Origin of the sequence: Filimonas zeae, assembly GCF_014641615.1 — a bacterium.
Taxonomy (GTDB): domain Bacteria; phylum Bacteroidota; class Bacteroidia; order Chitinophagales; family Chitinophagaceae; genus Filimonas; species Filimonas zeae.
The window spans coordinates 1461639-1480539 of record NZ_BMIB01000002.1 but is presented as its reverse complement, the minus strand read 5'-3'; the positions used below and the strand labels follow the sequence as shown (position 1 = coordinate 1480539).

The 18901-nt window shown below is 44.8% G+C and carries 19 protein-coding genes; 6 read left to right on the top strand and 13 right to left on the bottom strand.

The window, feature by feature from the left end:
• Positions 1 to 89 precede the first annotated feature (89 nt).
• Both mgtE and IEY13_RS12760 read right to left on the bottom strand, forming a co-directional pair.
• Positions 90 to 1481 (bottom strand): magnesium transporter, encoded by a 1392-nt coding sequence (mgtE, locus tag IEY13_RS12765; RefSeq protein WP_188952538.1) that lies wholly within the window; start codon positions 1479 to 1481, stop codon positions 90 to 92.
• A gap of 129 nt (positions 1482 to 1610) precedes the next feature.
• Entirely contained in the window at positions 1611 to 1793 is a 183-nt protein-coding gene (locus IEY13_RS12760; RefSeq protein ID WP_188952536.1) for a hypothetical protein, read from the bottom strand.
• A 374-nt stretch (positions 1794 to 2167) separates the two neighbouring features.
• Here IEY13_RS12760 and IEY13_RS12755 point away from each other — a divergent pair, with 374 nt between their 5' ends.
• Entirely contained in the window at positions 2168 to 2566 is a 399-nt protein-coding gene (locus IEY13_RS12755; RefSeq protein WP_188952534.1) for an SET domain-containing protein, read from the top strand.
• Between the two features lie 67 nt (positions 2567 to 2633).
• Here IEY13_RS12755 and IEY13_RS12750 read toward each other — a convergent pair whose 3' ends face one another.
• From IEY13_RS12750 to IEY13_RS12720, 7 genes are all read right to left on the bottom strand, one after another.
• Complete coding sequence (locus IEY13_RS12750; protein WP_188952532.1) at positions 2634 to 3923, bottom strand: TolC family protein; 1290 nt, start codon at positions 3921 to 3923, stop codon at positions 2634 to 2636.
• Between the two features lie 14 nt (positions 3924 to 3937).
• On the bottom strand, positions 3938 to 5521 hold the full coding sequence (locus tag IEY13_RS12745) for a DHA2 family efflux MFS transporter permease subunit (protein WP_188952530.1): 1584 nt from the start codon (positions 5519 to 5521) through the stop codon (positions 3938 to 3940).
• Between the two features lie 6 nt (positions 5522 to 5527).
• The gene (locus IEY13_RS12740) at positions 5528 to 6577 is read right to left on the bottom strand and encodes an HlyD family secretion protein (protein ID WP_188952529.1); all 1050 of its coding nucleotides are present in this window, start codon (positions 6575 to 6577) and stop codon (positions 5528 to 5530) included.
• A gap of 43 nt (positions 6578 to 6620) precedes the next feature.
• A complete protein-coding gene (locus tag IEY13_RS12735) occupies positions 6621 to 7250 on the bottom strand; it encodes a TetR/AcrR family transcriptional regulator (protein ID WP_188952527.1) in 630 nt (209 codons plus the stop codon).
• A 106-nt stretch (positions 7251 to 7356) separates the two neighbouring features.
• Positions 7357 to 8241 carry a bestrophin family protein gene (locus IEY13_RS12730; RefSeq protein WP_188952525.1) on the bottom strand — a complete coding sequence of 295 codons (885 nt, stop codon included), beginning with the start codon at positions 8239 to 8241 and terminating at the stop codon, positions 7357 to 7359.
• A 15-nt stretch (positions 8242 to 8256) separates the two neighbouring features.
• On the bottom strand, positions 8257 to 9318 hold the full coding sequence (locus IEY13_RS12725; RefSeq protein ID WP_188952523.1) for a flavin reductase family protein: 1062 nt from the start codon (positions 9316 to 9318) through the stop codon (positions 8257 to 8259).
• A gap of 90 nt (positions 9319 to 9408) precedes the next feature.
• On the bottom strand, positions 9409 to 11676 hold the full coding sequence (locus IEY13_RS12720) for an aconitate hydratase (RefSeq protein WP_188952521.1): 2268 nt from the start codon (positions 11674 to 11676) through the stop codon (positions 9409 to 9411).
• Positions 11677 to 11800: 124 nt separating this feature from the next.
• Here IEY13_RS12720 and IEY13_RS12715 point away from each other — a divergent pair, with 124 nt between their 5' ends.
• From IEY13_RS12715 to IEY13_RS12705, 3 genes are read left to right on the top strand one after another with little or no spacing between them, the layout of a single operon-like run.
• Positions 11801 to 12022: a PspC domain-containing protein gene (locus tag IEY13_RS12715; RefSeq protein WP_188952519.1), complete on the top strand. Its 222-nt coding sequence runs from the start codon at positions 11801 to 11803 to the stop codon at positions 12020 to 12022.
• Between the two features lie 9 nt (positions 12023 to 12031).
• On the top strand, positions 12032 to 13006 hold the full coding sequence (locus tag IEY13_RS12710; protein WP_188952517.1) for a helix-turn-helix domain-containing protein: 975 nt from the start codon (positions 12032 to 12034) through the stop codon (positions 13004 to 13006).
• A 44-nt stretch (positions 13007 to 13050) separates the two neighbouring features.
• On the top strand, positions 13051 to 14103 hold the full coding sequence (locus IEY13_RS12705) for a helix-turn-helix transcriptional regulator (protein ID WP_188952515.1): 1053 nt from the start codon (positions 13051 to 13053) through the stop codon (positions 14101 to 14103).
• 169 nt (positions 14104 to 14272) lie between these two features.
• Here IEY13_RS12705 and kdsA read toward each other — a convergent pair whose 3' ends face one another.
• Positions 14273 to 15097 (bottom strand): 3-deoxy-8-phosphooctulonate synthase, encoded by an 825-nt coding sequence (gene kdsA / locus IEY13_RS12700; protein WP_188952514.1) that lies wholly within the window; start codon positions 15095 to 15097, stop codon positions 14273 to 14275.
• Between the two features lie 91 nt (positions 15098 to 15188).
• On the opposite strand from kdsA, the gene IEY13_RS12695 reads away from it, so the two are divergent.
• Positions 15189 to 16145: an NAD-dependent epimerase/dehydratase family protein gene (locus tag IEY13_RS12695; RefSeq protein WP_188952512.1), complete on the top strand. Its 957-nt coding sequence runs from the start codon at positions 15189 to 15191 to the stop codon at positions 16143 to 16145.
• A gap of 90 nt (positions 16146 to 16235) precedes the next feature.
• Here IEY13_RS12695 and IEY13_RS12690 read toward each other — a convergent pair whose 3' ends face one another.
• Entirely contained in the window at positions 16236 to 16652 is a 417-nt protein-coding gene (locus tag IEY13_RS12690; protein WP_146834616.1) for an RrF2 family transcriptional regulator, read from the bottom strand.
• 69 nt (positions 16653 to 16721) lie between these two features.
• Between IEY13_RS12690 and IEY13_RS12685 the strand changes: the two genes are divergently transcribed.
• Positions 16722 to 17234 (top strand): hypothetical protein, encoded by a 513-nt coding sequence (locus IEY13_RS12685; RefSeq protein ID WP_188952503.1) that lies wholly within the window; start codon positions 16722 to 16724, stop codon positions 17232 to 17234.
• A gap of 213 nt (positions 17235 to 17447) precedes the next feature.
• Here the strand turns inward: IEY13_RS12685 and dapB are convergent, their stop codons facing one another.
• Together dapB and IEY13_RS12675 are read right to left on the bottom strand one after the other, a co-directional pair.
• A complete protein-coding gene (dapB, locus tag IEY13_RS12680; RefSeq protein WP_188952501.1) occupies positions 17448 to 18164 on the bottom strand; it encodes a 4-hydroxy-tetrahydrodipicolinate reductase in 717 nt (238 codons plus the stop codon).
• A gap of 19 nt (positions 18165 to 18183) precedes the next feature.
• Positions 18184 to 18825 carry a DUF5683 domain-containing protein gene (locus tag IEY13_RS12675; RefSeq protein WP_188952499.1) on the bottom strand — a complete coding sequence of 214 codons (642 nt, stop codon included), beginning with the start codon at positions 18823 to 18825 and terminating at the stop codon, positions 18184 to 18186.
• Between the last annotated feature and the right edge of the window lie 76 nt (positions 18826 to 18901).

The following is an 18901-nucleotide window of genomic DNA, read 5'->3' as shown; positions in this document are numbered from 1 at the left end:
AATTCTAAAAAGCGCGTTTGCTGGTGCATGTACGGCTTTGTGCTGGTTTGTTTGCAGGTTGTTTCGGGAATGAGGCTGTCTGCTCTGTTTTACAGCAGCAGCCCTTGCAAAAACAAATAAGCTACACTGAAATAAATAACCAGCCCCGTTACATCTACAAGCGTTGCCACAAAGGGGGCGGAGGAGGTTGCCGGGTCGGCCCCCAGCCGTTTTAATATCATAGGCAGCATAGAGCCACTTAACGAGCCCCATAAAACAACACCTATCAGAGAAAAGCCTACCGTAAAGGCTATCATAATATAATGCTCGCCATATAAACCGGGCGCAAAGCTGTGCCAGGCAATAATGCGGAAAAAGCCGATACATCCCAGTACGCAACCTAGCAAAAAGCCACTTACCAGTTCCCGCTTCATTACCAGCCACCATTTAGACAGGGTAATTTCTCCCAGCGCCATAGCCTGTATAATCAGCGTGGAAGCTTGCGAGCCGCTGTTGCCACCACTGGAGATAATTAATGGAACAAATAACGCCAGCACTGTGGCCTTGGCTATTTCATGTTCAAAATATCCCATGGCCGTGGCGGTAAACATTTCGCCTATAAATAATACAATGAGCCATCCAACCCGTTTGCGTAAAAGCTTCAGCAGCGGAATATCCAGATAAGGCTCGTCCAGTGCTTCTGTACCGCCTATCTTCTGCATATCCTCACTGTACTCCTCGTTGGCTACCCATAGCATGTCATCAATGGTTACAATACCCAGCAGCACGTTATAACTATCTGTTACCGGCAAAGCCACGCGGTTATTCATTTTAAACACCTGGCTGGCATGCTCCTGATCGTCTTCCACATTCAGGGCAATTACCCGGCCGTCAATCAGTTCGTCTATTCTTTTATCGGGTGCTGCAAGAATTACATCTCTTATCCGGATATCATCTACCAGTTCCCCTTTTTCGTTGATGACGTAAATAACATCAATGGTTTCGCTGTTTTTGGCAAACTTGCGGATGGTGGCAAATACTTCTTCTACTGTGTTATGCGCATATACATATACATAGTCAGGCGTCATCAGGCGCCCTACGCTGTCTTCCGGATATCCCAGCATAGAAAGGGTAATTTTCCTTTCCTCAGGGTCCAGCAGCTTAAGCAGATCGCGGATTACTTCTTTGGGCAATTCTTCCAGAAAATCGGTGCGGTCATCCGCAGGCAGATCATTCAGCAATTCGGCCGTTTTAAAAGAAGGCAGTTCCTGTATAATCTCCTTTTGGGTAGATACGTCCAGAATTTTAAATACACTGGAGGCACGGTGTATAGCCATATTGGCTATGATCTGTGCTTCATAGTCAGGATATTCGTTGATAAGATTGGCAACATCACTGATGTTCTGATGATTCAGAAAATCCCTGATCTGCAATTTATCTTCCGTAGCAATGGTACGCTCAAATTGTTCGTAAATGTCTTCCTGCTCCAGTTCCAAACTCATACCTGGTGGTTTTAATGCCTGCAAATAGCCGAATATAGCGGGTTGCAAAATTAACTCATTCAGCCGGTAAAACATGGCAGAATGTCATTTGTACGGATAAAGCAGGAACGGAGAGGAGTGCGTGTAGATTTACACAGCAAGGGTGGTAGTAAGGCAATGCAGTCTTTCCTTTACCTGCTTTATTTCCAGGTAGAGCTTTTTAATGAGAACAAACGCTTCATTGGAGAGAATAGCCTTGTGATAGCGGGCTTCTAACTCCGTCAACAATTTAGTTTCTGCTTCCATTTTTCCGGCATAAGATAATTGTATCATAGTACAGGTTTTTGAAGAAGTGTGTTTAAAGGTAGCCATTATAAAGGCTTCTTGTGTTGTTATAATATTAAAATGCGGCTGGCGCGTTCCCGGTGTTCCCGTTTTGGTATCATTATTCCGGAAATGGGAAAAATACAGTAAATGTTAAGAAAATGACTATTGATTTACAATAAGATAGTGAGATGGCACAATCATTGAAATTTTATGCTCGTCCGTTTTTAATCCGAAAGAAAACTGTAACACGTAAGGGCCGGCTGCTGAACCGGCCCTTTTTTATTTTACCACGATAAGGTATTATAAGGGCAAATTGCTATCCGGGAGACTTTTGTATACAGGTAAATCATTAATTTTCGTGCTTTAACAGCTTATTTGCTATGATGTTGCCTATTTTGTTTATTGCGCCTTCCCGTAAAGGGGGCAGAGGCGTATTTACCTCTGAAGACATTCCTGCTAACACCGTTCTGGAAATATCGCCTGTTCTTGTATTTTCTGTGGCAGACCGGGCCGCAATAGAAAAGTCTAAACTGTACAACTATATATTCGAATGGGGGCCTTCCCATAAAAAAGGCGCCCTGGGCATGGGATATATTTCTATGTACAACCACGATTACCAGGCAAACTGCGAGTATGAAATGGATTTTGATGGGGAGATGATGACCATTCGTACTGTAAAGCCGGTAAAAAAAGGGCAGGAGTTATGTATTAACTACAATGCAGACCCTAACGATGAAACCCTGGTGTGGTTTCATAAAACCGAAAAAAGCCGTAAATAAAGAAAGCCGCCCTTGCATGATGCGCAGGCGGCTTGTTCACCAAAACCAACTGTAGAAAAAAGATTGCTTACCAGTATTTATATCCCATCAGTCTGGACAGTTCAATTTTAGCCTGGCATAACTGGTATTCGTATTGCAATTGGGTAAACAGCGCACGCTGGTAATTACTGCTTGCATTGGTAATATCCAGATTGGTACCGGTACCATTCATAAAACGGCTGGCAGATATCTGCTGTGCTGTTTTGGTTTGCTCAATCTGTGTGTACGTGTTTTTAATACTGGACAAATTGGTATTGATATCGGTAAGTGTTTGCTGTATATCTTTCAGATAAGTGTTATTCATAGTGGCTATAGCCAGTTCGTTCTGGCGTATATTGGTTTCTGCCAGTTTAACCTGCTGTTTCATTTTATTGCCATTGTAAATGGGCACATGCAGGCTAACACCAGCTATGTAGTTAAACCGGAGTTTTTCTACAGTAGGCACATAACCGTTTTTATACCCGGTAGCACCATTCAGGTTTACAGAGGGCTTATCGGCCAGTTTGGCAATATCTCTATCGATTTGCGCCTGCTTAATTCTGTCCTGCGCCAGTACAAATTCCAGGTTATTAGCCTGTGCTTCGCCCAATGCTGCATTGGCATCTTTCACAGTTACGTCAAAATCAAACGTTTTGCCAGATGCCTGTTGTATACCGGTGGTATAGCTTAACAGGTTCAGTTGCTTCTGTAATTGATTCTGCAGATCTATTTTACGGTTTTGTTCTGCATCCAGATTGGCCTGTATATTCAGCAGATCAATTTTAATAGCATCGCCGTTCTTCAGCTTACTTTCTATTACACGTTTGTTCTCGTTCAGATAAGCAATAACGCTGTCTTCAATTACAATAGCTTTTTGAAAATATACCACGTTGTAATAGATAGCTGCTACCTGATAAGCCAGCTGCGTGCGGGCATAGTCTACATTGTCTTTGGCATATTGCAAATCGGTCTTTGCCTTTTCTACATTGCTTTTAATGCGTCCAAAGTCAAACAACTCGTAGTCTACATTAATAGAAGCGGCGCCACTGTGTACCGGTGCAAACTGAAACTGTTCTGTTTTACCATCTATTTCAAGCGGCAGGGTTATTTTGGGCCTGATGTAGTTGTAAGAGGCATTGCCACTTATCTCCGGCATTTTTATCTGTGCTATCTGTACGCGTTGCTCTGCAGATGATACTGCGTTTTCCGCTTCTTTCAGCTTAGGAAAGTAGCCGAAAGACTGGTTGATGAGTGATTTTAGTTCCGTGTTTGTCTGCACCTGTGCCTTAGCGCTACAGGCTAACAAAAAAGCGGAAGTAACTATAAATATCTTTTTCATTGTTTCTTTTTTAATTAGTGCGCTTCGGCTACAGCAGCTGCGGCGGCAGCTTCTTCTTCGGCTGATTTCTTTTTGGTTTTCAGAAACACAGCCAGCGGTAACACGATAATGAAGAACAGGGCGATAAGCCGGAAGGTATCCAGGTAAGACAGATAATAGGCTTGCCTGTCAACAGCACTGCTTATGATGGCATGTGCGGTGTGCGTGGCGGTAGTAATATCTGCGCCTGTTTTGCTGATGAGCCCCTGCGCTATGGCAGTGGTACGTTCTGTAACCTGTGCCGCACCATCTGTTATATTGGCTACCAGATCGGTACGGTGTTGCGCGTAACGATGGGCTATAAAGGTGTTGGCCAGCGCAATACCAAAGGCTCCGCCTAACTGACGTATCATGTTGTTGAGCGCTATACCTGCCGGATAATCTTTCGGTTGTAAACCAGCTACCGCCTGGTTAATTAAAGGCAGCTGTACCATAGATATACCAAATGCCCTTAGCGCTAACGGGAAGAAGAACGCACTGATACCAACTTCGGGGCTAACCCTTGCTGTAAGCCAGCAGTATGCTGCAAACAGTATCAACCCTACCACCACAAACCTAACGGCCGGAACGCCTTTGGCCATAGACTTACCAATAATAGGCATCATTAACACGCCAATCATAGTAGGGGCCAGTAGTGCCAGTCCCGTTTCGTAAGCGGTATACCCTAACACCCTTTGCGCCAGTACGGGATATACGAATACCGAAGTAAACAATCCTAAACCGGTAACAAAGGTGAAGATGGTGGTAAACGCCAGGTTACGATCGCCCAGTACACGAATGTTTACTGCCGGGTTTTTGATGCGTAGTTCGTACCAGATAAAAAGCGTTAAGGTTACAATAGCAGCTATGCCACAGATACGGATAGTTTCGCTACTAAACCAGTCTTCCGTTTCGCCACGCTCCAGTACATACTGTAAACAGCCAATGCCGGCAGCCAGTAGTAATATGCCATTGTAATCAATATGCATATTCTTCCGGTTTTTGCCTTCGCCGGGTTTCTTTTCTATGTATGTATAGGTAAGTATGGTTGCGATGATGCCTATGGGTAAGTTGATCATAAAGATCATGGGCCAGCTGAAATGTTCAATCAGGTAGCCACCCAATGTGGGCCCCAGTGTAGGGCCTAATACCAGCCCCATACCAAATAAACCGGCAGCCACAGGCCTGTCTTTTGGTTCAAAGGCATCGAATAATATAGCCTGTGAAGTGGAAAGTAAGGCTCCGCCACCTACGCCCTGCACAAACCGCCAGATGATGATTTCCACCAGCCCGTTTGATTCAGCACACATGTACGATGCCAGCGTGAAAATGACCATGGAGGCCAGGTAGTACCGTTTCCGGCCAAAGTACTCGGCCAGAAAGCCTGTAAGGGGTATAATGATAACGTTTGCTATAGCGTAAGAAGTAATTACCCAGCTAACATCTTCAATACTTACACCCAGGCTACCTGCCATATCGCTCAGCGCAACGTTAACGATAGAGGTATCTATCAGTTCCATTACCGCTGCCGATACAGTAGTTAATACTATAATGAATTTTGCAAATCCTTTAGCAGCCATGTGATGTTATTTAACAGGCACACTTACATCGGCGCTTAAGCCTGCACGCAGTATACCCCTGTATTTATTGATGTCTTTGATGGCAATTTTAACGGGTACACGCTGGGTAACTTTTACAAAGTTTCCGCTGGCATTATCCGGAGGCAGCAGGCTGAAACGTGCGCCGGTAGCTTCACTCAGGCTTTCAATAGTGCCTTCAATTTTCTGACCGGGGTACGCATCCAGTTCAAACTCCAGCGGCATGCCTTCATGAAACTGTCTTATCTGTGTTTCTTTAAAATTAGCTACCACCCAGTAGGTAGTATCGTTTACAATTGAAAACATAGGAGTGCCTGCCTGCACAAACTGGCCGGTAGTGATATTGCGCTTGCCTATTTTGCCAGCTTGCGGAGCAAATATTTTTGTCCAGGAAATTCTCAGCTTTTGTTGCTCAATAGCTGCTTTCTTGGCTTCCAGCGAAGCTTCTGCTTTTTTTATACCTGTAGCAATTACCGATACACGTGTTTGGGCACTGCCCAGATCGGTATTGCTGTTCTTTACCTGCTGCGTAGCCTGCTCGTAAGCAAAGCGGCTGTCGTCCAGTTGTTTTCTGGTAATAGCCTGGTCTGCAAACAGGTTTTTGTTACGGTTGTAATCTTCTTCTGCCTGTTGTGCTTTTACCTTGCTGAGGCTTATGTTGCCTTTGTTTACATCTAACGATACAACCGTGCTGTTCAGAGATGCTTTGGCATTCTGAATATCTGCTTCTGAAGCTTTTACATCGGCTTCCATCTGCAGCAGCTGGGTTTGCAGTTCTGCATCATCCAGTTCAACCAGTAGTTGACCGGATTTAACGCTATCGTAGTCGTTTACCGCAATGTGTTTTACATAACCGGCAACGCGCGGCAATACAGGGGTAATTTGTGTTTCTACCTGGGCGTTGTCTGTTGATTCGTGACTTAATGCATAAGAAATTTTCTTATAGCCAAAGAATGCGGCCACAAGCAGCACTATACTCACTACAATGGTGCGTATAAGCGATTTCTTTTTCTTTTCCGGGGTTACTTGATTTTCCATAAATGTGAATAGTAGTAATTAATATTTGTAGTGATATCGGGTATTATTTTTTAAGCAGATGCTCGTGCAACAGCAGCTTCAGGTGATTTCTTACGCGGTTTTTTACCGATTCATCTTCGTAAGGATTATAGTCAGGATCATCCGAGTTGGATAACATTTTTGAACAGTACCGGGTAGATAACAGTATCTGATTGATGGTACCTACCAGGGTAATGGTAGTAAGGCGGGGGTCTACTTCTTTAAAGTCGCCTTTCTGAATGCCTTCCTCAATAATATGGCTGATGGCCCTGCTGTTGGGGTAAATGATGTTATTTACAATGTGTGTTTGCAGCGTAGTGCGGGTGTGCGTAATTAACTCCTGCTGAATAAGCCGGTGGAAATTGCGGTGACCAAACAACCGGTCTATATACCCGTCAATGGTAGCGTCTATTTTTTGAATAGGGCTCAGGCTGGTGTCCTGAACCAACTCTTCCAGGGCCACCCGCGAGTGGCTGGCCTTGTACTCGATAATACTCTCAAATAATTTTTCTTTCGAGCCAAAGTAATAGTTAATCATGGCCAGGTTCACATTCGCAGCAGCTGCTATTTCTCGAATGGAGGTGCCTTCGAAACCCTTGGTGGCAAAAAGATCAATTGCGGTGAGAATGATATGCTCTTTTTTGTCTGCACTCATATCATGATTGAATTTGGTGCAACAAAGTTAAACGTTTGTTTGATTTTAAACAAACGTTTAATTTAAAAAGCTGTTTAAAAAAACATTAATGGGTCGAAAAATGCTATTAATGTGTTGAAAATATGTCTGTTACATTCTTCCGGATATTTTCTGCCATTTTTTTCAGCGGCAGATCGTTGGGGTCGTCTCCAAACGGGTCTTCAATTTCCTCGGCAATCAGTTCCAGACTGGCCATTACATAAAACACAAAAACTACCACTGCTATATTCAGATAACCGAGTTTAAAAGCAAAGCCAAAAGGCAGGGTGATGACGTAGAAGAAAATGAATTTTTTAATAAAAGAGCTGTAAGAGAAGGGGATGGGCGTATTTTTTATTCTTTCACAGGCACCGCAGATATCCATAAAAGACTGCAATTCCAGATTGATAACAATCAACTGATCGCCCGTAAGCGTTCCGTTTTTATACAGCTGATTCACTTTTGCCATCATCAGCGACATTACCTGGGCAGGTACATGTTTGGTGGTATCAAAATCGGGTATTTCCGGGTGTGGCTGCACATCCAGCTGAAGGCGGGTGGTTTCTTTCTGCAGGTGTGCCTGTAACTCAGAGGCAAACTGCGGAATAAGCCGTGCAAAAAACGAGCGGGAATGCGCATCCTCCGGTGGCAGCATGGTGTGCATTTTAATAGCCAGGTTGCGGCTGTTGTTTACCAGCGAGCCCCAGTTTTTACGCCCTTCCCACCAGCGGTCGTAAGCGGTGTTAGTGCGGAACACCAGCAGCATGGATATGGCAAACCCCAGCAGGTTATGCATCAGCGGTATGTTTTCTACAATACCTTTTTCTTCCAGGTGCAGGTAGGTTCTTTCCAGGTAGCTGATGAGTAAGGTGTATAGTGCTATGCAAAGCATTAGCGGAAACAACTTGCGTGCGGTATCCGCTTTGTGAAAGCGGAATAATCCAAGCCAGTCTTTGGGGTTATAGCTTATCATACTCAAATATATTCATCAGAATTGTATTTCAGCATCGCCATGTATAGGATATCCCTGGCAGGTAAGCACGCGGCCTCTGGCAATTTCGTCATCCATCAATACCTCGTTATACGCCATCCATATATCGCCTTTGGTGCAGGTGGCGGTACAACTGCCACATCTGCCGGCTTCGCAACTGTAGGGTAGGGGTATGCCCTGCGCTTTGGCGGCTGCAAGAATGCTGTTGGGGTACTGTACGGTAAGTTGATGTACCTGGTTGGCAATGTGTAGCTGTACCTGGTGCGGGGTAATATCGGGCGGCTGAGGTTTGCGTACCGGTTTAAAGGGGCTGAAATCTTCTTTTTTAATATGGGCCGCGGGAACGCCTTCTGTTAACAGGGTAATACTGATCATACGCATATATTCAAACGGGCCGCAGATGTAAAACAAACACCTGCTGAGCGGTACCTGTAATAACTTTACCAGTAGTTGCTGTAGCAGCCAGTTACTGAGCCTGCTTTTGTATACAGAGGGAATATTGCTTAACAGATACTCTATATGAAGGCGCTGCGGATATTGTTGCTGCAACTGTTGCAATTGTCGGTGAAAGATAATGTCTGCCTCGCTTCGGTTGCTATATACCAGTGTTATGGGAAAGGTAGTGGTGTGCAGGGCCGTTTTAACAAGTGAATAAACGGGTGTTATGCCACTGCCTGCTGCCAGAAAGAATAATTGCTCCGCAGATGTGGCAGCATGTTCCGGAAGCCGGAAATAGCCGCTGATACCGCTGGTGGTAAATATATCGCCTTCTCTGGTATGGTCCAGCAAATGTCGTGAATACATGCCGTTGGTAACCCTCTTAAGGGTAATGCGCATTGGCTCATCCAGTTCAGGAGAGGAGGAAATGGAATAAGAACGTCGATCTTCTGCACCATTATGCGTAAATACCAGGGTAATAAACTGGCCGGATTGATACGTTGGCTGCCAGCCATGTAAAGGTTGTAGCTCAAAGGTGACAGCTTCGGGTGTTTCCCATTGTATACGGGTTACCTGAACACTATTGTATACGGAGTTTTGTTGTATGCTTTGTGCCTGCATAGATTTACAAGGGTATTAAATTCCGGGTAAAATAAAGCCGGAATCTGCCTGTACAGATCCCGGCTATTTATCGTTAAAGCATAGCGGTAATTAACCTGCTACCTGCTTTCTGATAATGTTTAAGGCACCACCTGCTTTAAACCAATCAATTTGCTGTTGGTTGTAAGTATGGTTGGCCAGAATGGTATCAGAAGAACCATCTTTATGGTTTAACACCAGTGTTAATGGTTTACCAGGCGCGAATGAGGTAAGCCCAATCACATCTACTTTATCGCCTTCTTTAATTTTATCGTAGTCGGCCTTATCAGCAAAGGTAAGCGCCAGCATACCCTGCTTTTTCAGGTTGGTTTCGTGAATACGGGCAAATGATTTTACCAGTACTACGCGAACACCAAGGTGGCGTGGTTCCATCGCTGCGTGCTCGCGGGAACTGCCTTCGCCATAGTTTTCATCACCAACTACAATGGAGCCAATGCCTGCTGCTTTGTAAGCACGTTGTGTAGCGGGTACAGGACCGTATTCACCGGTAAGATCGTTTAATACGCTATCAGTTTTATCGTTGTAGTAGTTAACGGCACCAATCAGCATGTTGTTAGAAATATTGTCCAGGTGGCCACGGAACTTTAACCATGGGCCAGCCATAGAAATATGATCCGTAGTACACTTGCCTTTTGCTTTAATCAGCAGGTTTAAGCCTTTCAGGTCAACGCCTTCCCATGGCGCAAAAGGATCTAACAGTTGTAAACGTTTAGAAGTGGGAGATACTTCTACCTGAACATTGCTACCGTCTTCCGCAGGTGCCTGGTAACCCGGGTCATCTACCGCAAAACCTTTGGTAGGTAACTCATCTCCACTGGGGGGATCTAATTTCACCTGCTCGCCCTTTTCGTTGGTAAGGGTATCGGTGAGCGGGTTAAAGGTAAGGTCGCCGGCAATTGCCAGTGCAGTAACCAGTTCGGGGCTGGCTACAAATGCAAAGGTGTTGGGGTTACCATCAGCACGCTTTGCAAAGTTGCGGTTAAAGGAGTGTACAATGGTGTTTTTTTCCTGCTTGTCTGCACCAACTCTGTCCCACATGCCAATACAGGGGCCGCATGCATTGGCAAATACCGTGGCACCAATCTGATCAAACACACTGAGGAAACCATCTCTTTCAATGGTGTACCTAACCTGCTCAGAGCCGGGTGTGATGGTGAATTCTGCTTTTGTTTTCAGGCCCTTTTCAGGTACCTGTTTAGCCAGACTTACCGCGCGGGAAATATCTTCATAAGAAGAGTTGGTACAGCTACCAATTAAACCTACTTCTATTTTGGTAGGCCAGCCGTTAGCCAGTGCTGCTTCTTTCATTTTAGAAATAGGCGTAGCCAGATCGGGCGTGAAAGGCCCGTTCAGGTGGGGTTCCAGTTCGCTCAGGTTTATTTCAATTACTTCATCGAAATATTTCTTAGGATCGGCGTATACTTCTGCATCGGCATTCAGATGTTCTCTTACTGCGTCAGCTGCTGCTGCCACATCTGCACGGCCGGTAGATTGCAGGTAACGGCTCATGCTATCATCATAACCAAAGGTGGAGGTGGTGGCACCAATTTCAGCCCCCATGTTACAGATAGTGCCTTTACCCGTACAGCTCATACTGGTAGCACCTTCGCCAAAATATTCTACAATAGCACCGGTACCACCTTTTACGGTTAAAATACCTGCCACTTTTAAAATAACGTCTTTAGGAGCCGTCCAGCCGTTCAGTTTACCGGTTAGTTTTACACCAATCAGTTTAGGCCATTTCAGTTCCCAGGGTAAACCCGCCATCACATCGCAGGCATCAGCACCACCTACGCCAATAGCAATCATGCCCAGGCCACCGGCGTTTACCGTATGCGAGTCAGTACCAATCATCATACCGCCGGGAAAAGCGTAGTTTTCCAGTACCACCTGGTGAATAATACCCGCACCCGGCTTCCAGAAGCCGATGCCGTATTTATTAGAAACAGAAGACAGAAAATCGTACACTTCTTTGCTTTCCGCGTTAGCTACCGCAAGGTCAACCTTTGCTTCGGTTTTAGCGGTAATGAGGTGATCGCAATGTACAGTGGAGGGAACGGCTACTTTAGGGCGACCAGCCTGCATAAACTGCAAAAGGGCCATCTGAGCGGTAGCGTCCTGCATGGCTACACGGTCCGGTGCAAAATCAACATAACTTTTAGCACGCTCAAAATTTTCCAGTTTCTGATCGGAGTGCAGGTGGGCGAATAAAATTTTCTCTGCTAAAGTTAAAGGCCTTCCTAGTGCCTTACGTGCGGCTTCTACCTTGCCTGGCAAGGCAGCGTACACGCTTTTAATCATTTCAATATCAAATGCCATGACTAATGCTTTTGTGATAATCTATAATCTATAAAAAAAGTGTTCCAAATTTACGATAAAGGGAGGAAGTGTTCCTTCTATAGTTTTTTTACACTATATGAGCGGATTTTTTTATATTGCAGTTATGAATAAGTTGAGACATTTCATCGAATGGCAGGCATTTGGTGTATGTTCAGCGATAGGCGAAAAACTAGGTATTGCTACCTCCCGCATCAGAATGTGGTTCATTTATATATCCTTTCTGACGATGGGTTCCCCCTTGGTTGTATACATGGTAATGGCCTTCTGGCTGAACATAAAGAACTATATTTTGTCTGCCCGTCGCAACCCGCTCAAATACCTGTAAAACAATAGCGTGAATACCGACAATGTACTTAAGATTGAGTATGACCACATCGACTACGATGACCTGTTGAGGTATTATTCACGCATTTTCAAAACCAGGTACCAGAATAACATATTGGAGTTGCCCGTAGATTATGGTGAAGGGCGTATGCAGCTGCTGGAAATTCCCAATGGCCTGCAGTGTTTGCTGGGCGATTATAAAGTAAACCAGAACATGGTATTTCAGCGCACGCGCAATGAAATGCCTTTTTTTGTTTTACGGTTTGACGAGTTGAAAGAAGATGACGAGAATCCGCTGGCGCAACCACGTTCTGCTGCCTGTTTAACCAGCAGCAATTTTGGATCGCATATTATTTACGAAACCAGGGGCTCTAAAATAAAGAGCCTGAAGGTGAAGATTGGGGAAGACTGGCTGAATGAGTTTCTGAAAACAGAGCCGGCAGGGGATAAGCTGAAAAGCCACATTTATCTGCAGTCGTATGTATTCAGTTACGAGCCAATGGATAAGGAGTACAAAGAGTTGTTGAATCAGGTGCTGTATCCGGAATGTGACGAGCGTTTTCGCCTGTTGTATCTGCAAAACCGGGTAATGCTGCTGGTTGAACGTTTTTTTACGCACTTTATTCACCGCATGGAATCCAAGCCGGTGAATATTAAATTGCCTAACGGAGATATTCAGCGGTTAAAAGAAGCAGAGCAGGAACTGATAAGAGATGTAACTGCCAGTCCTTCTATCAGCGTACTGGCCCGCAGGGTAGGTATGAGTGAGTCGAAGCTGAAAGTTTGCTTTAAGGAGATGTACGGCCTTTCTGTATTTCAGTACTTTCAGCGGTACCGGATGCAAACAGCAAAGGCAAGGCTTATTTCCAGAAAGTATACTATTAAACAAATCAGCGAGGAGCTGGGGTATGAGAACGTGGCCAGTTTTTCTAAAGCTTTTTATAAAGTTTTTGATCAACTGCCAACAGATGTGGCTGCTGAATAAAGCGGCACATGTTTAGATTGCTTTCCAACCATTAATTATTTTCTGTGTTGACCTTACAGTACAATTCGGATAATTACGTTGACCTGCTACATGTGATTGCGGGTAAGATGCAATTGGCGCTTACTGACAATACGCTGTATTTTCCTGATAAATTTGGAAAGGGGTTTATGAAGGCCGCGCTGATGCCTCATAATATGTCTGTGCTTACAGGTGATTTAACGCCTGCTGAAGATATTGTGCTGGAGCGGTTTAGCGCCAATGCTACTTTTTACGCCCTGCATTTTGTAGAGGTGCCGGATTATAAGTCTTTTCAGGGTACATCTGCCAAAGACGATACTTCCATTTATTTTGATGGCAGCACTATTGCGCTTGTAAATGCGCAACTGGAGGCCCGTTATGTATTGCGTGGAGGAGTTAATGTGCGTTTTGTGCTGATGCTATTTGAGCGTAAGCTATTACTGCAATACATGGACGAGCAGGTTGTGGATTTGTTTCTGAGTACTTATTTTTCTAAGGTGCTGAAAAAAGGAAATACTACCCCTATTGATGCTGACTTCAGGGAACTGATGTTTGATCTGGTTAAGGCAGATGCGCATCATCCGCTGATTACACAGTATACTAATACCCGTTGTTTGTTGTTACTGGAACGCTTTATTATACGTTTTATGCACCAGAGCGAGCAGGAGCAGCAGCTTACCTTTAAATTAAATGCGGATGAAATAAGCCGGCTTATGCGTGTGGAAAGCAGGCTGGTAAAAGATTATTCGCAGGCTCCACCAACGATAGAAGTATTGTCTAAAGCAGCGGCTATGAGCCCCACCAAGCTGAAAAAAGATTTTAAGCAGTTATACGGGTTGCCTATTTACGAATACTATCAGAAAAACCGGATGAAGAAAGCACACAGCCTGTTGTCTGAAAATAACTATTCTATTAAGGAAGTAGGCATTATGGTGGGATATACCAATCTGAGCCATTTTGCGGTGAGTTTTAAAAAGGAATTCGGCATTCTGCCCAGTGAACTTTCTCACCGGGATGAAGTGTTGCCTATGGACGGAATGAGTGATATGGAAGAGGCTGCCCGCAAACAGATAAATTAGCCAACTGAGAAGGTGGGGTGGACAAGAGGTTGTAGTACTAAGTGAATGGCCTCTGAAAGTTTAAGGCTTTCAGAGGCCATTTTTATTAACAGGCGCGGCTTGGCACACAAGCTATCAGTACCTGTTTTGCTTGTATAAGCAGGTATGTTGTATAAGTTAGAAGATGCTGTTATATCACCGCCTTGCGCAGTTTTACCAGTTGCTCCAGCAAACCCTCCAGTAAATCCAGGCGCAGCATATTAGCGCCATCACTTTTGGCTACTGCCGGGTTGGGGTGTGTTTCAATAAACAAACCGTCTGCACCTGTAGCAATAGCTGCTTTGGCAATGGTACCTATCAGCTGCGGATTACCGCCGGTTACACCACTGGTTTGGTTAGGCTGCTGCAGGCTGTGGGTACAGTCCATTACTACCGGTGTACCATGTTCCTGCATCCAGGGAATGTTACGGTAGTCTACCACCAGGTCCTGGTAGCCAAAGGTGGTGCCTCTTTCGGTAAGCAGCACTTTGTTGTTACCTGCTTTTCTTATTTTGTCTACTGCAAACTGCATCGAAGGGCCATTCAGAAATTGTCCTTTCTTCACATTCACTACTTTGCCGGTTTCTGCGGCAGCTACCAGCAAATCAGTCTGGCGGCAGAGAAAGGCGGGTATCTGCAGAATGTCAACAAACTCCGCGGCAGGTGCTGCTTCGTCGTGCGCATGAATATCAGAAGTAGTGGGCAGTTTGTACTTCTGTCCGGTTTGCTGTAACAGCTTCAGCGCATTATCATCACCAATGCCGGTAAAAGAGCTGGCGCTGGTACGGTTGGCCTTACGGTAGCTGGCTTTAAACACGTAGGGAATTTCCAGGCGTTTACATATCTCAGAAACTTTACCTGCTACTTCGTCCAGCAGCGATTCGCTTTCTACTACACAGGGGCCGGCTATCAGAAAAAAATTATCGGGGTTATAAGATTGTTGTTGAAACAGGTCTTGTAAATATTGCGGTATCATACAACAAATGTATTACTTATCTGAATTTTACGAAAAAACCGAACATACGTTAACTTTTACTTTCTTTGCGGGCAATTAAATAACCCCATTTATGTCGGCTATAAAGGAAAAAGTACTGGTAATTGGCGCCAGCGGCCAGATAGGAGTAGAATTAACACTGGCCCTTCGCAAAATTTATGGTGGCGCAAACGTTATTGCGGCAGACCTTCGTGAAGAAAATGATCTGTTGAAAGGCTCCGGCCCTTATGTAAGCCTGGATATCATGAACAAAGAAATGCTGCACGTACTGATACTGCGTCAGAACATCACCCAGATTTACCTGCTGGCGGCTATCCTTTCCGCTACCGGAGAAAAGAACCCCAATCTGGCGTGGCATCTGAATATGCAGGGACTGCTGAACGTGTTAGACATTGCACGGGAAGAAAACCTGCATAAGGTATACTGGCCCAGCAGCATAGCCGTATTCGGTCCTACATCACCCAAACAAAACTGTCCTCAGCAAACCATTATTGAGCCTACTACGGTATATGGTATCAGTAAGTATGCCGGCGAGTTCTGGTGTAACTACTATTTCAACAGATACGGTGTGGATGTAAGAAGCCTGCGTTACCCAGGTTTAATCAGCTATAAGTCTGCGCCAGGTGGTGGCACTACTGACTATGCGGTGGAAATTTATCACGATGCGCTGGAAGAGAAATCTTACGAGAGCTTCCTGAGTGAGGATACTTACCTGCCTATGATGTATATGCCCGATGCTATACGCGCCACTATTGAGCTGATGGAAGCGCCGAAGGAGAAAATTAAAGTACGTACTTCTTACAATCTGTCGGGTATGAGCTTTTCTCCAAAAGAGATTGCTGCTTCCATCCAAAAACATATTCCTGAATTTACCATAAGCTACAAGCCAGACAGCAGACAGGCTATTGCCGACAGCTGGCCACAGAGTATTGATGATTCTGTAGCGCGTAACGATTGGGGCTGGAAGCCAGAGTTTGATCTGAATGGCATGACGGAAGACATGCTTAAGAACCTTACAGCAGGTAAATAAGCACAGAATTATACAAGCGTACGGGGTTGATTGGAAGGTAGGCCGGTAAAAGGGCTGATTCTTTTCAGATCAGCCCCGTATCATTTGGTATTAACAGTTCGCCGCAGCAATATCTGCCACTGTTCTTGTTTCCAGAATGGAAAGGGAAGCATCCCGCACATCACCCATCACTTTATTCAAACCACAGAACTTTTCGTCGCAGTTTTTACATCGCTGGTAAAAGTTAAGGCTTACACAGGGCAGTAGCGCAATAGGCCCTTCCATTAACCGCATAATCTTAGCCAGATAAACTGTATCGGGCGAAATAGCGAAAAAATAGCCGCCGCCTTTACCCTTTTTGCTTTCGAGCACCCCACCTTTTTTAAGTTCCAGCAGGATGTTTTCAAGGAATTTAAGTGGTATCTTCTTCTTTTTGGCGATCTCCGCTATCAAAACAGGCCCCTCATTTTGTTTCTGCGCCAGGTACATCAGTGCCTTGAAAGCATATTGGGTTTTTTTCGAAAGCATAAATAAATAGTATTTCAGTAATTAAAAACCAGCTTTTTTGGTAGGTTTGAACCGCTAAAATACATTTTTATGAACATGCGCCTAGTTATAATGTTCCTGTTGACCGGAACATTGTTTTTTTGCAACACCGGTAAAGCACAGAGACTGGTTTTTGTTTTTGCCAATGGTATGTATAATACACCGGCAGGAGATTTTAAAAGTGCGGGTTATAACTATGGTTTCGGTGGTGAAGCCGGGGCGGGCATAGGTTTACTGGGCAGCACCTTTCTTACCGGTAGTGTAGGGTATAACTCTTTTAACAGCAAAGCAAGCGGAGTTAAAAACCTGAAAGCTACCCCTATTAAGTTTGGGTTACGTCAATATCTGTTTGCCCGTATGTTGTTTGTAAAGGCAGATGCAGGCGTTGCGGCTGTATCTAACACAGGTGACGACGGTTCTAAATTTACCCTGGGCGCAGGTGCAGGTGTAAAACTGGCCGGCTTAAACCTGGGTATAGACTACAACACTATCCGTTTAAATCAACCAGGTGTAAACTGGGCGGGATGGTTTGCTTTCAAAGCAGGTTTTTCATTTGGTCTGTAGACCGTTACCCATTCAGAAATTATTGGGAGAGGGCGTATCAGAAAGTGATATGCCCTCTTTTATTCAGGGCGCCTCCGGGTATACGTTTAACCTGGCTCTAACAGACTGTTTACTTTTATCTGCAAACTTTAATGCGCTAAAGTGGGAGGTATACAGTAATAAAAAAAGCTGCGCCGGAATACAGCACAGCTTCCTGAATAACTTACTGTATAATTACAGACCGAGTACCTGTTTCATATTGTATACGCCCTTTCTGCCATGCAGAAATTCGGCGGCCAGTACGGCGCCACCCGCAAAACCTTTACGGTTGTGGGCGGTGTGAATGATTTCGATATCGTCGATGTCTGACTGGTATTTAATCTTGTGAGTACCGGGAACAGGATCGATGCGTTCGCTGATGATTTCCAGTTCGGTGGGATTGTCGCTGATATGGTTTACCCATTGCTTTTTACGGGTAATCTGCTGTAAAATCTGCTCTGCCAGGCTGATGGCGGTGCCACTGGGGGCATCTTTTTTCTGGGTATGGTGTATTTCTTCAGTGGTTACTTCATAGTCTGTGTGAGGGGCCATTAAACCCGCCAGATAACTGTTTAGTTCAAAGAACAGATTTACACCAATGCTGAAGTTACTGGCAAACAGAAAGCAGCCGTTTTTGACTACATTGTAATCAATTACTTCTTCCCAACGCTCCAGCCAACCGGTTGAGCCGCAGGCTACAGGAATGCCGGCATCCAGGCACTTTTTAATATTGTCTACAGCGCTGTGCGGATTGGTAAATTCAATAGCCACATCAGCCTTTTGCAGGGCTTCTGTAGTAAACTCTTCTGTATTGCTACTGGTAATTTTTAATACAATTTCATGGCCTTTGGCTACTGCAATCTCTTCAATGGCTTTTCCCATTTTACCATATCCTATTAAAGCAATTCTCATTACCTGGTATTTAAGTGATTTATTTTACCTGGGGCAGTGGTTTTAGTTTATGCTCCGGTTTTTTAAAGCTGACTGCCAGCCCTACGCTGGCTGAATTGGTACCTGTTGAGTTAAAGGTTGGTTTTATCTGTAAGCTTAAATCGTCGCTTACATCAAAGTGCTTCAGGTGGCCAAACACAGTAGCGTCTACCACGTTTACACCCCATAGTATCACAAACCATAGTACAGAGTAGTCTCTGTTCTGCCGGTAGAAGTTACGGGAGCTCTGATACTCAGAAAGGCCATAGGGTTGGCCATCGCTTCTTTTAACATCAGCAGATATAGCTCTTAATAATGCTTCGTCTCTGGTAATGTTGTATTGAAAAACCTGCTCGTAGGCGAACTTGGTTTTTTGATAGTACCGGTTGTTAAACTCGAACATAAGGGCAGGGATAGACAGAGCGCCCCATACAATAGGTATTTTCCAGTATTCGCCGTTGTAAGCCTGGCCCCAACCAGGTATCATTGCAGAACGTGCAGTAGCTTTACCCGGAGAGTGCGCTTTCTTTTTCATCAGCGCCTGGCTGGTATCGGGTGCAACCGTAGTGCGGTTGGTAATAACAGCAGGTACGCGGGCTGAGTCGGGTTTAACTGCTGTTGTGTCAAAGAGGCTTTTGCCCATTAACGTCTTTTTGGCATCCTGTGCCTTAAGCGCTATTCCGGTGCTGCAACACAACAGCAATATGAAAACAATTCTG

Bases quoted from the DNA above. Each gene is read 5' to 3' on its own strand.
- kdsA (WP_188952514.1), bottom strand. From the start codon at position 15,097: ATGATACCGCAATATTTACAAGACCTGTTTCAACAACAATCTTATAAC.
- dapB (WP_188952501.1), bottom strand. From the start codon at position 18,164: ATGAGAATTGCTTTAATAGGATATGGTAAAATGGGAAAAGCCATTGAA.
- IEY13_RS12740 (WP_188952529.1), bottom strand. From the start codon at position 6,577: ATGGAAAATCAAGTAACCCCGGAAAAGAAAAAGAAATCGCTTATACGC.
- IEY13_RS12715 (WP_188952519.1), top strand. From the start codon at position 11,801: ATGAATAAGTTGAGACATTTCATCGAATGGCAGGCATTTGGTGTATGT.
- mgtE (WP_188952538.1), bottom strand. From the start codon at position 1,481: ATGAGTTTGGAACTGGAGCAGGAAGACATTTACGAACAATTTGAGCGT.
- IEY13_RS12685 (WP_188952503.1), top strand. From the start codon at position 16,722: ATGAACATGCGCCTAGTTATAATGTTCCTGTTGACCGGAACATTGTTT.
- IEY13_RS12750 (WP_188952532.1), bottom strand. From the start codon at position 3,923: ATGAAAAAGATATTTATAGTTACTTCCGCTTTTTTGTTAGCCTGTAGC.
- IEY13_RS12730 (WP_188952525.1), bottom strand. From the start codon at position 8,241: ATGATAAGCTATAACCCCAAAGACTGGCTTGGATTATTCCGCTTTCAC.
- IEY13_RS12720 (WP_188952521.1), bottom strand. From the start codon at position 11,676: ATGGCATTTGATATTGAAATGATTAAAAGCGTGTACGCTGCCTTGCCA.
- IEY13_RS12675 (WP_188952499.1), bottom strand. From the start codon at position 18,825: ATGGGCAAAAGCCTCTTTGACACAACAGCAGTTAAACCCGACTCAGCC.
- IEY13_RS12755 (WP_188952534.1), top strand. From the start codon at position 2,168: ATGATGTTGCCTATTTTGTTTATTGCGCCTTCCCGTAAAGGGGGCAGA.
- IEY13_RS12695 (WP_188952512.1), top strand. From the start codon at position 15,189: ATGTCGGCTATAAAGGAAAAAGTACTGGTAATTGGCGCCAGCGGCCAG.
- IEY13_RS12725 (WP_188952523.1), bottom strand. From the start codon at position 9,318: ATGCAGGCACAAAGCATACAACAAAACTCCGTATACAATAGTGTTCAG.
- IEY13_RS12690 (WP_146834616.1), bottom strand. From the start codon at position 16,652: ATGCTTTCGAAAAAAACCCAATATGCTTTCAAGGCACTGATGTACCTG.
- IEY13_RS12735 (WP_188952527.1), bottom strand. From the start codon at position 7,250: ATGAGTGCAGACAAAAAAGAGCATATCATTCTCACCGCAATTGATCTT.
- IEY13_RS12760 (WP_188952536.1), bottom strand. From the start codon at position 1,793: ATGATACAATTATCTTATGCCGGAAAAATGGAAGCAGAAACTAAATTG.
- IEY13_RS12745 (WP_188952530.1), bottom strand. From the start codon at position 5,521: ATGGCTGCTAAAGGATTTGCAAAATTCATTATAGTATTAACTACTGTA.